This is a genomic window from Massilia consociata (assembly GCF_042432755.1).
In the GTDB taxonomy this organism is placed as follows: Bacteria; Pseudomonadota; Gammaproteobacteria; order Burkholderiales; family Burkholderiaceae_D; genus Telluria; species Telluria consociata.
In genome coordinates this window covers 13,920-27,007 of sequence record NZ_JBHLWP010000012.1, presented here as the reverse complement: position 1 = coordinate 27,007, position 13,088 = coordinate 13,920, and the positions used below count along the sequence as shown (strand labels likewise).

General features: G+C 65.8%; 11 protein-coding genes. 1 reads left to right on the top strand and 10 read right to left on the bottom strand.

All coding sequences use genetic code 11. From position 1 onward, the window contains the following. Positions 1-215: 215 nt before the first annotated feature. The gene (gene ppsA, locus ACFFJK_RS13205; RefSeq protein WP_379679753.1) at positions 216-2,585 is read right to left on the bottom strand and encodes a phosphoenolpyruvate synthase; all 2,370 of its coding nucleotides are present in this window, start codon (positions 2,583-2,585) and stop codon (positions 216-218) included. A gap of 295 nt (positions 2,586-2,880) precedes the next feature. Between ppsA and ppsR the strand changes: the two genes are divergently transcribed. After that, positions 2,881-3,741 (top strand): posphoenolpyruvate synthetase regulatory kinase/phosphorylase PpsR, encoded by an 861-nt coding sequence (gene ppsR, locus ACFFJK_RS13200; RefSeq protein WP_379679707.1) that lies wholly within the window; start codon positions 2,881-2,883, stop codon positions 3,739-3,741. A gap of 45 nt (positions 3,742-3,786) precedes the next feature. Here ppsR and ACFFJK_RS13195 read toward each other — a convergent pair whose 3' ends face one another. The 9 genes from ACFFJK_RS13195 to bamA form a co-directional block, all read right to left on the bottom strand. Beyond that, positions 3,787-5,001 (bottom strand): EAL domain-containing response regulator, encoded by a 1,215-nt coding sequence (locus ACFFJK_RS13195; RefSeq protein ID WP_379679705.1) that lies wholly within the window; start codon positions 4,999-5,001, stop codon positions 3,787-3,789. Between the two features lie 77 nt (positions 5,002-5,078). Beyond that, positions 5,079-5,864, bottom strand: coding sequence for a TrmH family RNA methyltransferase (locus ACFFJK_RS13190; RefSeq protein WP_379679703.1), 786 nt, complete (start codon positions 5,862-5,864; stop codon positions 5,079-5,081). 10 nt (positions 5,865-5,874) lie between these two features. Further along, positions 5,875-6,519 carry a ribonuclease HII gene (gene rnhB, locus ACFFJK_RS13185; RefSeq protein ID WP_379679702.1) on the bottom strand — a complete coding sequence of 215 codons (645 nt, stop codon included), beginning with the start codon at positions 6,517-6,519 and terminating at the stop codon, positions 5,875-5,877. Then, a complete protein-coding gene (lpxB, locus tag ACFFJK_RS13180; RefSeq protein ID WP_379679752.1) occupies positions 6,516-7,646 on the bottom strand; it encodes a lipid-A-disaccharide synthase in 1,131 nt (376 codons plus the stop codon). The genes rnhB and lpxB overlap by 4 nt, the downstream gene beginning before the upstream one ends. A gap of 43 nt (positions 7,647-7,689) precedes the next feature. After that, positions 7,690-8,478: an acyl-ACP--UDP-N-acetylglucosamine O-acyltransferase gene (lpxA, locus tag ACFFJK_RS13175; RefSeq protein WP_379679700.1), complete on the bottom strand. Its 789-nt coding sequence runs from the start codon at positions 8,476-8,478 to the stop codon at positions 7,690-7,692. 1 nt (position 8,479) lies between these two features. Further along, the gene (fabZ, locus tag ACFFJK_RS13170) at positions 8,480-8,980 is read right to left on the bottom strand and encodes a 3-hydroxyacyl-ACP dehydratase FabZ (RefSeq protein ID WP_379679698.1); all 501 of its coding nucleotides are present in this window, start codon (positions 8,978-8,980) and stop codon (positions 8,480-8,482) included. Next, positions 8,977-10,026 carry a UDP-3-O-(3-hydroxymyristoyl)glucosamine N-acyltransferase gene (lpxD, locus tag ACFFJK_RS13165; RefSeq protein WP_379679750.1) on the bottom strand — a complete coding sequence of 350 codons (1,050 nt, stop codon included), beginning with the start codon at positions 10,024-10,026 and terminating at the stop codon, positions 8,977-8,979. Before lpxD ends, fabZ begins: the two co-directional genes overlap by 4 nt. 78 nt (positions 10,027-10,104) lie before the next feature. Beyond that, positions 10,105-10,635 (bottom strand): OmpH/Skp family outer membrane protein, encoded by a 531-nt coding sequence (locus ACFFJK_RS13160; RefSeq protein ID WP_379679697.1) that lies wholly within the window; start codon positions 10,633-10,635, stop codon positions 10,105-10,107. A gap of 65 nt (positions 10,636-10,700) precedes the next feature. Beyond that, positions 10,701-13,037: an outer membrane protein assembly factor BamA gene (bamA, locus tag ACFFJK_RS13155; RefSeq protein WP_379679696.1), complete on the bottom strand. Its 2,337-nt coding sequence runs from the start codon at positions 13,035-13,037 to the stop codon at positions 10,701-10,703. Between the last annotated feature and the right edge of the window lie 51 nt (positions 13,038-13,088).

The window sequence follows — 13,088 nt, the reverse complement described above, 5'->3', positions numbered from 1 at the left end:
CGGCCTGCAAGGGGCGGCGAGGGTTCGGCGATGTCGATGTGCTTGATTATTATGTGCTTTCTGGCAAACAGTTGATCGATGCCAGTGTAGCAGGTATGGACAGCAATGGACGGCTTCGGGTTGCGATTTATCCAAGCCGCATAGGGATCCGCGCCAAAGAAAAAACCCCCGTTGCCATGGAGGGCAACGGGGGCCGGTTCAGCGCAAGCCGCGAATTACTGTGCGGATGCCAGCTTGTTCCAGGTATCGATCACCGAGTCCGGATTGAGCGACATCGACTCGATGCCTTCACCCACCAGCCACTGGGCGAAGTCCGGGTTGTCCGACGGCCCCTGGCCGCAGATGCCGATGTACTTGCCCTGCGCGCGGCAGGCCTTGATCGCCAGCGACAGCATCGCTTTCACGGCCGGGTCGCGCTCGTCGAAGTCCTTGGCCAGCAGCTCCATGCCGGAGTCGCGGTCCAGGCCCAGGGTCAGCTGGGTCAGGTCGTTCGAGCCGATCGAGAAGCCGTCGAAGTACTGCAGGAACTGCTCGGCCAGGATGGCGTTGGACGGCACTTCGCACATCATGATGACGCGCAGGCCGCCTTCGCCTCCACCTTCGCCGCGCTTCAGGCCGTACTTGGCCAGCAGGTCGATGACCTTCTCGGCCTGGCCCAGGGTGCGCACGAACGGAATCATCAGCTGGACGTTGGTCAGGCCCATCTCTTCGCGCACGCGCTTCATGGCCATGCATTCCATCTCGAAGGCTTCGGCGAAGTCTTCGGCCAGGTAGCGCGCGGCGCCGCGGAAGCCCAGCATCGGGTTCTCTTCGTCCGGCTCGTAGCGCGAACCGCCGATCAGCTTCTTGTACTCGTTCGACTTGAAGTCGGACAGGCGCACGATGACCGGCTTGGGCCAGAACGCGGCGGCGATCGTCGCCACGCCTTCGGCCAGCTTGTCGACGTAGAAGGCGCGCGGCGAGGCGTGGCCCCTGGCCACCGACTCCACCGCCTTCTTCAGGTCGGCGTCGATGTTCGGGTACTCGAGGATGGCCTTCGGGTGCACGCCGATGTTGTTGTTGATGATGAATTCGAGGCGCGCCAGGCCGACGCCGGCGTTCGGCACCGACTGGAAGTCGAAGGCCAGCTGCGGGTTGCCCACGTTGAGCATGATCTTGGTCGGGATCGGCGGCAGTTCGCCGCGCGACACTTCGGTGATCTCGGTTTCCAGGATGCCGTCGTAGATGCGGCCCTCGTCGCCTTCGGCGCAGGACACGGTGACGAAGTTGCCGTCCTTCAGCGTTTCGGTGGCGTCGCCGCAGCCGACCACCGCCGGCACGCCCAGTTCACGCGCGATGATCGCCGCGTGGCAGGTACGCCCGCCGCGGTTGGTGACGATGGCCGCGGCGCGCTTCATGACCGGTTCCCAGTTCGGGTCGGTCATGTCGGCCACCAGCACGTCGCCCGGCTGCACGCGTTCCATCTCGCTCGGGTCGTGGATCACGCGCACGGGACCGGCGCCGATCTTCTGGCCGATCGCGCGGCCGCTGGTGAGCACCGTGCCCGAGCCCTTCAGGCTGAAGCGCTGCTGGGCGTCGCTGGTCTTCTGCTGCGACTTCACGGTTTCCGGACGCGCCTGCAGGATGTACAGCTTGCCGTCGCGGCCGTCCTTGCCCCACTCGATGTCCATCGGACGGCCGTAGTGGTTCTCGATGATGACGGCATATTTCGCCAGCTCGACGACTTCGGCATCCGTCAGGGAATAGCGGTTGCGCATCTCGATCGGCACGTCGACGGTCTTCACCGAACGGCCGGCCTTGGCTTCGTTGGTGAATTCCATCTTGATCAGCTTCGAGCCGATGTTGCGGCGGATGACCGGCGACTTGCCTTGCGCGAGCATCGGCTTGTGCACGTAGAACTCGTCCGGGTTGACGGCGCCCTGCACCACCGTCTCGCCCAGGCCGTAGCTGGACGTGACGAAGACCACGTCCTTGAAGCCAGATTCGGTATCGATGGTGAACATCACGCCCGAGGCGCCGGTGTCCGAGCGGACCATGCGCTGCACGCCGGCCGACAGCGCGACCTCGGCGTGGGTGAAGCCTTTATGGACGCGGTACGAGATCGCGCGGTCGTTGTAGAGCGACGCGAACACGTGCTTCATCGCTTCCAGCACGTTGTCGATGCCGACCACGTTCAGGAAGGATTCCTGCTGGCCTGCGAACGAGGCGTCCGGCAGGTCTTCCGCGGTGGCCGAAGAGCGCACGGCGAACGAGACCTCGGTCTCGGAACCGGCCACCAGGCGCTCGTAGAATTCGCGGATTTCCTGCTCCAGGCGCGGCTGGAACGGGGTGTCGACGATCCACTGGCGGATCTCGGCGCCGGCCGCGGCCAGCGAGCGCACGTCGTCCACGTCCAGGCCTTCCAGGCGGGTGGCGATGCGCTGGCCGAGCGACGGACCGGCATCGAGGCTATGGTCGAGGAAATCGCGGAAGGCGTCGGCCGTGGTGGCGAAGCCGCCCGGCACGCGCACGCCGGCGCTGGCCAGCTGCGAGATCATCTCGCCGAGCGAAGCGTTCTTGCCGCCGACCGACTCGACATCGGTCATACGCAGGTTCTCGAACGATGCGACATAGGTGCGCGCTGTGTTCGACGCCTGGTCAGGCTCCTTCAATGCTGCTACAGACAGGTTAGTCATGGTAAAACACCCTTACTTGATGATAGAAACCTTCGCGGCCCTCCGGGAGGGCCGTCGCGCAGCGCTGGAGACGGGGCGTCTTCTTGTTATTCTGGCCGTCGTGCAGCACAATGCAAACCCGTTGCCGAGCATTTTACCCTGTGAGCCGGCGATTCACACCGCACGATGCTGCAACTTTGTCAGCAAAGATTAGCATTTCGACACCATGACCATAGAAACCAGCCCCGCCTCCAATCCCGCTTCCGCGCCTTCGTCCCGCACGGTGTTCTTCGTGTCGGACGGCACCGGCATCACGGCGGAGACCTTCGGCCACGCGGTGCTGAGCCAGTTCGAAATGCGTTTCCGCCAGATCCGCCTGCCTTTCATCGACTCGATCGAGAAGGCGCACGAGGCGGCGCGGCGCATCAACGACAGCTTCGCACGCGACGGCCAGCGGCCCATCGTGTTCTCGACCCTGGTGAAACATGACCTGTCGAGCGTGATCCGGGCGGCCAAGGGCATGCACATGGACCTGTTCCAGACCTTCGTCTCGCCGCTCGAGCAGGAACTGGGGGTCAAGTCGACGCACACGATCGGGCGCATCCACAACGCAGTGGACACCGAGGAGTACAAGAACCGCATCGAAGCGATCAACTTTTCGCTGGCCCATGACGACGGTCAGTCGCACAAGAACCTGGCCGAGGCCGATGTGATCCTGGTCGGGGTGTCGCGCTCGGGCAAGACGCCGACCAGCCTGTACCTGGCGATGCAGTACGGGCTGAAGGCGGCCAACTATCCCCTGATCCCGGACGACTTCGAGCGCGGCAAGCTGCCCTCGTCGCTGCCGCCGTTCAAATCGAAGCTGTTCGGGCTGACGATCACGCCCGAGCGCCTGTCCCAGATCCGGAACGAACGCCGCGCGGGCAGCAAGTACGCTTCCATCGAGAACTGCCGCTACGAAGTGAACGAGGCCGAAGCGATGATGAAGCGCGAAGGCATCCGCTGGCTGTCGTCGACGACCAAGTCGATCGAGGAGATCGCGACGACCATCCTGCAGGAAATCAAGCCGGACCGGCGCGAGTATTGAGCCGGCACCCTTGAACCGGCACCGAGCCGGCTCGACACGGTGGACTCAGAAGAAGTGGCGCCAGTCCTCGAGCCAGGCGGGGAAGGCCGCCGCCTCCATCGGGTTGGCAATGTGGTAGCCCTGGGCATAGGTGCAGCCGAGGTTCTGCAGGAAGTCCCAGTCCTGGCGCGTTTCGACGCCCACCGCCACCGACATCCGGTCCAGGCTGTGCGCCAGGCCGAGGCAAGAGCGCAGCACAGTGCCCAGCGGGCGGCGCTTGGAGGCGCCGTCGACGAAGCTGCGGTCAATCTTCAGCTCGGTGAAGGGGATGCGGGCCAGCAGCTGCAGGTTCGAGCGGCCGGTGCCGTAGTCGTCGATCGCCAGGCCGAAACCCATCATGCGCAGCCGTACCAGCTGTTCGATGAAGGTCGGGTCGGTGTTGAGCACCGACGATTCCGGCATTTCGAAGGTCAGGTATTCGGGCGCGACGCGGTGGCGGCCGATGCAGCCGCCAATCTGGCGGATGAAGGCGGGGTGCGCCAGCGTCTCGGGCGCCAGGTTGATCGAGATCGAGATCGGGATGCCCTGGTCGTGGAACGCGCGGCAGCGTTCCACCGACATCTCGATCATGCTCCAGTCGAGGAAGTCCACCCGGTTGTTCTGCTCCAGCGCGTCGATGAATGCGCCCGGGCCCAGCACGCCGTGCTCGGGATGGCGCCAGCGCGCGAACGCTTCCAGTCCCTTCACCTGACCGGTGGCGAGTTCGATCTTCGGCTGGAAGAAGGGTTCGAACTGGCGCTTCTGCAGGCCGATGCCGATTTCCTGGAAGCTGAAGCGCGGCCCGGCCGGGCGCGCGTCGGCGCGCGCGACCGGGGTGTAGTTGTCGAGCAGCGGCTTGAGCCTGGCTGCCGTCACCGGCTTGGCGATGGTGCCCAGCAGCTCGACGCCGAGCGCCTGGGCCAGCGTCTCCACCGAGAACAGCAGGCTCGACGGCTGCGCGCCGGTGACGAGCACGCGCGGCCCCGCGCCCGCGGCGCCGGCCGAGACCATGGCGCCGAGCTTGCGGATCAGTTCCAGGCCATCCATCCCCGGCAGCGCCAGGTCGACGATCGCGACGTCGACCTTCGGCGTGATGCCCGGCTCCAGCCGCTGCAGCGCCAGGTGCCCGTCCGGCACGTCGGTCACGCGGCTCGCGCCCAATTGGCCGAGCAGCTCCACCAGCGTCCTGCGCTGGGCAGCGTCGGCTTCCGCCACCAGGAAATGCAAATGCGCGATGTCCATCCCTACTCCACTTTCGCTACTCAAAGCCAGATTACCCCGAGACCGGGCCGGCGTCCATGCCGATGTGCCTGCCTTCGCTATTCCTGCAACTGGCGCAGCTGCTCGAAGAAGCACACCGCGGCGCACGCGGCCACGTTGAGCGACTCCACCTTGCCCGCATGCGGCACCGCGACCCGGTGCGTCGCGAGCTCCAGCAATTCCCGCGATACGCCCTGCCCTTCGTGGCCCAGCACCCAGGCCACCGGACGGCGCAGGTCGAGGGAGTACAGGCGCTCCGATGCGTAGCCGCTGGTGGCCAGTACCGGCACCTGCGCCGCGCGCACCAGCTCAGCGAGTTCGATGTTCTCGAAGATGTCGAGGACGAAATGGGCCCCCATCGCGGCGCGCAGCACCTTGGGCGACCAGCAGAAGGCGGTCCCGGGGCTGCAATAGACCTGTTTGATGCCGCTGGCGGCGGCGCTGCGCAGGATCGAGCCGACGTTGCCCGGGTCCTGCACGCCGTCGAGCAGCACGCTCGACTCGACCAGGCCGGGCGCCCTGGACGGCTTGGGCGAGTCGACCACGAACACGATGTGCACGCCGTTCTCGACCTGGCTGATGGCGGCGAACAGCGCCTCAGGCAGCGCCGTGACGTGCGCGCCCAGGCCTTCGCAGGCCGCGACGATGTTCGCCACTTCCGGATTGGCGAGCGCCCCGTCCGATACCACGCAATGCAGCGGGGCGCCGCGCAGGTCGAGCCAGGACTGGCACAGGTGGACGCCGTCGAGCAGGCTTTGGCCGGCCTTGCGGCGCGCCTGCGAACTGGTGGCGAGCCCCTTGAGCTCCTTGTAGAACGCGTTGTCGCGCGAGGTGATGCTCTTCATCGATCAGATCTCATGCGGCGAACAGGTCGGCCTGCAGCAGCTCGCGCACCGGCCCGAACGAGCGGCGGTGCACCGGCGACGGCCCGTGCAGGCGCAGGCGCTCCAGGTGCAGGGCCGTCGAGTAGCCCTTGTGCTGGTCGAAACAGTATTGCGGATATTGCGCGTGCAGCTGCACCAGGGCGGCGTCGCGCGCGGTCTTGGCCAGGATCGAGGCCGCCGAGATCGCATGCACCTTGTCGTCGCCTTCGACCACGGCGTGCGCGCGAATGTCCATCGGCGGGCAGCGGTTGCCGTCGATGAGCGCGATGGTCGGCACGGTCTTCAGCGCCTCCACCGCGCGGCGCATCGCCAGCATGGTGGCGTGCAGGATGTTGAGGGTATCGATCTCTTCGCACGAGCACTCGGCGATCGCCCAGGCCAGCGCCTGCTCCCTGATCAGCGGCGCCAGCTCGTCGCGACGCGCCTCGGTCAGCTTCTTGGAGTCGCGCAGGCCCTCGATCGGCCGTTTCGGGTCGAGGATGACGGCGGCGGCGAACACCGGCCCCGCCAGCGGACCGCGGCCGGCCTCGTCGACGCCGCACACGATGTCGGCGTCGGTGAACGGCCGCAGCCGGGGCGGCAGCCCCGGGTAGGGATTGACCTTCTTCTTGCTCATTTCTTTCTTCCGATGACCCGCAGGACGGCATCCGCGCTCGCCTCGGCGCTATTACGCAGCAGGCTGTGGTGCATGTCGGTAAAACGCCGCGCCAGCGCCTCGCGTCCGGCCGGGTCGTCCAGCTGGCGCCACACGGCATCGGCCAGCACCGAGGGCGTGGCCGCATGCTGAAGATACTCCGGAACGAGGAATTCGCGCGCCAGGATGTTCGGCAGGCCGATCCATGGCTGGTAGCCCATGTGGCGCATGATTTCCCACGAAGCGCGCATCACCTTGTATGCGATGACCATCGGCTTCTTGAACAGCGCCACTTCGAGCGTGGCGGTGCCGGATGCGACCAGCACGGCGTCGGCGGCGGCGATGGCCGCGTGCGACTGGCCATCGACCAGTTCTACCTTCACATCGGCCAGCCCGGCCTTGTTCACGATCTCGGTGTAGTAAGCGCGCTGGCGCTCGCCCGCCATCGGCACCACGAACACCAGGTTCGGATCGCGCTGGGCCAGCAGCTTCACGGCGCCGATGAACGGCTCGACCAGGTACTTCAGTTCGCCCATGCGGCTGCCCGGCATCACCGTGACCACGCGCGCATCCCTGGCAATGCCGAGCGACTCCCGCGCCGCGGCCACCTCGGGCGCCAGCGGGATCATCTCGGCCAGCGGATGGCCGATATAGGTCACCGGCACGCCCGCCGCGCGATAGATCGCTTCCTCGAACGGGAAGATCACCAGCATGTGCGACACGGCGCGCTTGATCTTCTTGATGCGCCCGCCGCGCCAGGCCCATATCTGCGGGCTGACGAAGTGGACGGTGGGAATGCCTTGCGCGCGCAGCTGCTCTTCCAGGCCGAGGTTGAAGCCGGGGTAGTCGGCGCCGATGAAGGCTGCCGGCGGATCAAGCAGCAGGCGGTCGCGCAGGCGGTTCTGGATGCCCTTGATCTCGCGGTAGCGCGGGATGATCTCGAACAGGCCGCGCACGGTGAGCGTCTCGATCGGGACGTCCGACACCATGCCCTGCTCCAGCATGCGCGGGCCGCCGATGCCGTGGAAGCGCGCGTTCGGCAGGTGCGGACGCAGCCCGGCCATCAGGCGCGCCGCGAGCATGTCGCCGGACACCTCGCCGGCGACCATCGCCAGCGAAATCTCCGGGCGCGGGGTGCCGCCGGAGAAAATCTCAGCGGACGATGCCACGGGTGGCCGACCCCAGGAATTCGCGCATCGCGCGGATGTCGGCCGCGGCCGCCGGAAGGACGGCTTCCTGCTCCAGCAGGGCGGCCTTGGCCTCTTCCAGCGTGAGGTTCGAGCGGTACAGCAGCTTGTAGGCGGCGCGGATGCCGTCGATCTGCTCGCGCGTGAAGCCGCGGCGCTTGAGGCCTTCGATGTTGATGCCGCGCTGGCCGGCCGGGTTGCCCGACACCAGCACGAACGGCGGCACGTCCTGGGTCAGGCTGGTGTACATGCCGATGAAGGCATGGGCGCCGATCTTGCAGAACTGGTGCACGCCGCAGTAGCCCGACAGGATCGCGTGGTCGCCCACGTGCACGTGCCCGGCCAGCTGTGCGTTGTTCGAGAAGATCGTGTGGCTGCCCACCTGGCAGTCGTGCGCCAGGTGCACGTAGGCCGAGATCCAGTTGTCGTCGCCCAGGCGCGTGACGCCTTCGTCCTGGGCGGTACCCAGGTTGAAGGTGACGAATTCGCGGATGGTGTTACCGTCGCCGATCTCCAGGCGGGTCGGCTCGCCCTTCCACTTCTTGTCCTGCGGCGCGGCGCCGATCGAACCGAACTGGAAGAACCGGTTGTCCTTGCCGATCGTCGTATGGCCTTCGATGACCACGTGCGGCCCGACCACGGTGCCGGCGCCGATGCGCACGTTCGGGCCGATGATCGAGTACGGGCCGACTTCGACCGAGCTGTCCAGCTCGGCCTTCGGGTCGACGATCGCGCTAGGATGGATCTTGCTCATGTTACTGTCCCACTGCCGGTGCCGAAGCGTCGTTCGCGCGGATGGTGCACATCAGCTCACCCTCGACCGCGACCTTGCCGTCGACGCTGGCGACGGCCTTGTACTTCCAGATGCCGCGCGACACGCGCAGGATCTCGACTTCCATCTTGAGCTGGTCGCCCGGCTCGACCGGACGCTTGAAGCGCGCATTGTCGATGCCCACGAAGTACACCACCGAATTCTCGTCCGGCTTCACGTTCATGGTCATGAACGACAGGATGGCGGCGGTCTGCGCCATCGCTTCGATCATCAGGACGCCCGGCATGACCGGCTTGTGCGGGAAGTGGCCGTTGAAGAATTCCTCGTTGACGGTCACGTTCTTGATGGCCGTGATGCGCTTGCCAAGCTCGACGTCGAGCACGCGGTCGACCAGCAGCAGCGGGTAGCGGTGCGGCAGGTACTCCTTGATCGCGTTGATGTCGAGGGTCTTGACGGCGTTCGTGGTCTGGACTTCGGTGTTCATTTTTGTTCTGTCAGTGTTTTGATTGTTTTTTCAAGGACGCGGATCTTCTCGCGCATCGACGCCAGGTTGCGCACGATGGCGGCGCTGCGCTCCCATTCGGCATTCTTGGCCAGCGGGTAGAAACCGGTGTACTGCCCCGGTTCGAGCACGGAGCGCGACACCATGCTGCCGGAGGAAATATGGACGTTGTCGGCGATCTCAAGGTGGCCCAGCACCATGGCGGCGCCGCCGAAGGTGCAACCCTTGCCGATCCTGGCGCTGCCGGCCACGCCCACGCAGCCGGCCATGGCGGTGTGCGCCCCCACGTGGCAGTTGTGGCCGATCTGGATCTGGTTGTCGAGCTTGACACCGTCCTCGATGACGGTGTCGGCCAGCGCACCACGGTCGATGCAGGTATTGGCGCCGATGTCGACGTCGTCGCCGATGACCACGCGCCCGGTCTGCGGGATCTTGATGTACTTGCCGCCTTCGACCGCGAAGCCGAAGCCGTCGGTGCCGATCACGGCGCCCGAATGGATGATGCCGCGCGCGCCGATGACGCAGCGGGCGTGGAAGGTCACGTTGGCGAACAGGTGGGTGCCCTCGCCGATGCGCGCTTCGCGGCCGATGAAGCAGCCGGCGTCGATCACGGCGTGTGCGCCCACCACGGCGCCCGCTTCGATGGTCACGTGCGGGCCGACCGTGGCGGTCGGGTCGACCACGGCGTCCTTCGACACCACCGCGCTCGGGTCGATTCCGGGCGCCGGCGGCGTCGCCGCCAGCGACTCGAAATACTGCGCGGTACGCGCGAAGTAGGCGTAGGGGTTGGTGGTGACGATGCGCGCGCCTTCGTAGGTGGCGGCGACGGTCGGATCGTCCAGCGGCGACAGGATCAGGGCCGCGGCCCCGCTTTGCGCGGCCAGCGCGCGCAGCTTGCTGTTGCTGAGGAAGCTGATGTGCGAGGCGCCGGCGCTGTCGAGCGGCGCAATGGCCGTCACCTCGAGGTCCGGGTCGCCCACCAGTTGTCCGCCGAAGCGCTCGACCAGGTCTTTCAGTCGAATGCCCATGTTGGGATGTCGGGTGTCAGTCAATGTCGTACTTGTCCTTGCCCGCCGGCCCGATGGCCGCGAGCTCCATTGTCCAGCTTACTTGTCCAGTAACTTCAGGATCTTGTCGGTGATGTCGATGCGCGGGCTCGACCATGCGGCCTCGGCCAGCACGGCGTCGAGCTTTTCCTGCTCGGCGACCTGCTCGATGATCTTGTAGGCGCGCGTCGCGATGGCGGCGCGTTCCTCGTTCTTGCGCTGCATGAGGTCTTCCTGGAACTCGCGCTGCATGCGCTGGACGTCCTTGTCCATGTTGAGCAGCTCGCGCGCCCGGCGGGTGCGCTCGACGTCGGTCAGGCCGGCCGCTTCCTTGTCGAACTTCTCCGACATCTGCTTGAGCTTCGTGACAGTCTCTTCGACCGCCTTCTGGCGCTTCGAGAATTCCGCCTGGATGCGCGCATCGGCCGTCTTCGCCATCTTCGACTCGGTCATCAGGCGCTCGGTGGCGACGTAGCCGATCCGGCTCGGGCCCATCTGGGCCTGAGCCTGGCCCAGCGGCGCTGCGCACAGCGCGGCCAGCAGCAGAGTCCGGAACAGCGGCCGGGGCAACGAGGCAATCAGCGTTTTCAAATCATTCTCCGCATGTCGATGTGGGCCCGCGGTGGACCCCAAATAAGCCAGCCAAGGCGGCCCGGTCAGAAGCCGGTGCCCATCTGGAACTGGAAGCGTTCCAGGCGGTCGCCCGGCAAGGCGTTCAGGGGCTTAGCATAACTCAACTTGAGCGGTCCCACCGGGGAAATCCACGACAGGCCGATACCCGCCGAGTAGCGCATCTGCTCGAGGCGGATCCGCGCGTCCTCCTGGAACACCTGGCCGCCGTCCACGAAGGTGAACCAGCGCAGGCTGCGGTCGGTGCCGCTGCCCGGGAACGGGAACTGCAGTTCGGCGTTGGCGATGACGCGCTTGGAGCCGCCCACCGCGTCGTAGAAGCGCGGATCGACCACGCCCAGCGACGAACTCTCGTAGCCGCGCACCGAACCGATGCCGCCGGCGTAGAAGTTCTTGAAGACCGGGTAGCGGCTGTCGCCGATGCCCTTGCCGTAGTCGAACTCGCCGCGCAGCGCCAGCGTCATCCAGCGCGTGAGCGGACGCCACCACTGGTGTTCGTACACCAGTCGGTAGTACTTGGCGTCGCCGATGGCGTCGACCTCGAGGTTGGCGCGCTGGAAGCGGCCGCGGGTCGGCGTCACCGCGCTGTCGCGGGTATCGCGGCCCCATGCCGCGGTCAGCGGGATGGCGTTGGTACTGGCCTTGCCGATGCCGCTTTGCGGACCGCCGTTCTGCTGCACGAACTGCTTGTAGATCTCCGGGGAAGTCTGGTCGGTCTCGATCTGGGTGCGCTCAAGGCCGGCCCCGAAGAAGACGGTATCCGATTCCGAGAACGGCACGCCGAAAGTCATCGAGCCACCGGTCTGGCGCACGGTGAACAGGCCCAGGTTCAGCGCCGGCGGACGCGAAGTGCGCAGGTAGGCCTGGAACGAGCGCGAGATGCCGTCGTCCGTGAAGTACGGATTGGTCTGCGAGAACGCGATCGTGCGGTTGTACTTGCTGGTATTCAGTTCCAGGCCGATGGTGTTGCCGCTGCCGGCGAAGTTGGCCTGCGAGATCGAGGCGGTGAAGGTGAACTTCTCCGACTGCGAGAACGCGCCGCCGATCATGAAGTTACCGGTCGGCTTTTCCTCGACCACGAAGTTCACGTCGACCTGGTCGGTGGTGCCCGGCGATTCCGGCGTCTCGACCTTCACGTCCTTGAAGTAGCCGAGGCGGTCGACGCGGTCGCGCGAGAGCTTGACGCGGTTGGCGTCGTACCACGAGCTTTCGAACTGGCGGAATTCGCGGCGGATCACTTCGTCGCGGGTCACGGTATTGCCGGCGATGTTCATGTGGCGCACGTAGGCGCGCTTGCCCGGATCGATGAAGAAGGTGAATTCGACTTCGCGCTTCTCGCGGTTGATCTCCGGGTTGGCGGTGACGTTGGCGAACGCGTAGCCGAAGGTGCCGAGGCGGTCGGCGATCAGCTTGTTGGTCGCCTCCTGCGCACTGCCCGAATAGGTCTTGCCCGGCTGGAGCAGGATCAGCTGCCTGAGCTCGTCCTCGCGGCCGAACATCTCGCCTTCGAGCTTCACGCCCGAGACGGTGTACTTCTCGCCTTCGGTGATGTTGAGGGTCAGGTAGATGTCGCGCTTGTCCGGGGTGATCGAGACCTGGGTCGATTCGACATTGGCTTCGAGGTAGCCGTGGTTCAGGTACCAGGACTTGATGGCTTCGAGGTCGCCGGTCAGCTTCTGCTTGGAGTACTGGTCGGCCTTGGAGTACCAGGTGAACCAGCCCGAGGTCGACAGCTGCAGCAGTTCGCGCAGCTGCTTGTCCGAGAAGGCCTTGTTGCCCACGAACGTGATGCCCTTGATCTTGGCGACCGAGCCTTCGTCGACGTTGAACATGATCGTCACGCGGTTGCGCTCGATCGGGGTGACGGTTGTGGTGATCTTCACGCCGTACAGGCCGTGCGACAGGTACTGGCGCTTGAGTTCCTGCTCGGCGCGGTCGACCGCCGCCTTGTCGAAGATCTTGGTCTCGCCCACGCCGATTTCGCGCAGGGCCTTGACCAGCATGTCCTTTTCGAATTCCTTGGTGCCGGTGAAGTCCACCGACGAGATCGCCGGGCGTTCCTCGACCAGCACGACCAGCACGCCGTTCTCCTCCTCCAGGCGGATGTCCTTGAAGAAGCCGGTCGCGAACAGGGCCTTGATCGCCGCGGTTGCCTTGTCCTCGTCGAAGGTCTCGCCCACGCGCACCGGCAGGTAGCTGAACACGGTGCCCGCTTCCGTACGCTGGATGCCTTCGACCCGGATGTCCTTGACCACGAACGGGTTGACGGCAAGCGCATTGCCGGCGCAAAGGGCCAATACGGCTGCGCCAATCATGCTGCGGCGGATGAACGGCAGGGCAAAACGATCAGGTTGTGAATTCATTGGCTGGATTTCTGGGTCAGTCATTGGACAACATACATATTCTTCTGCCGG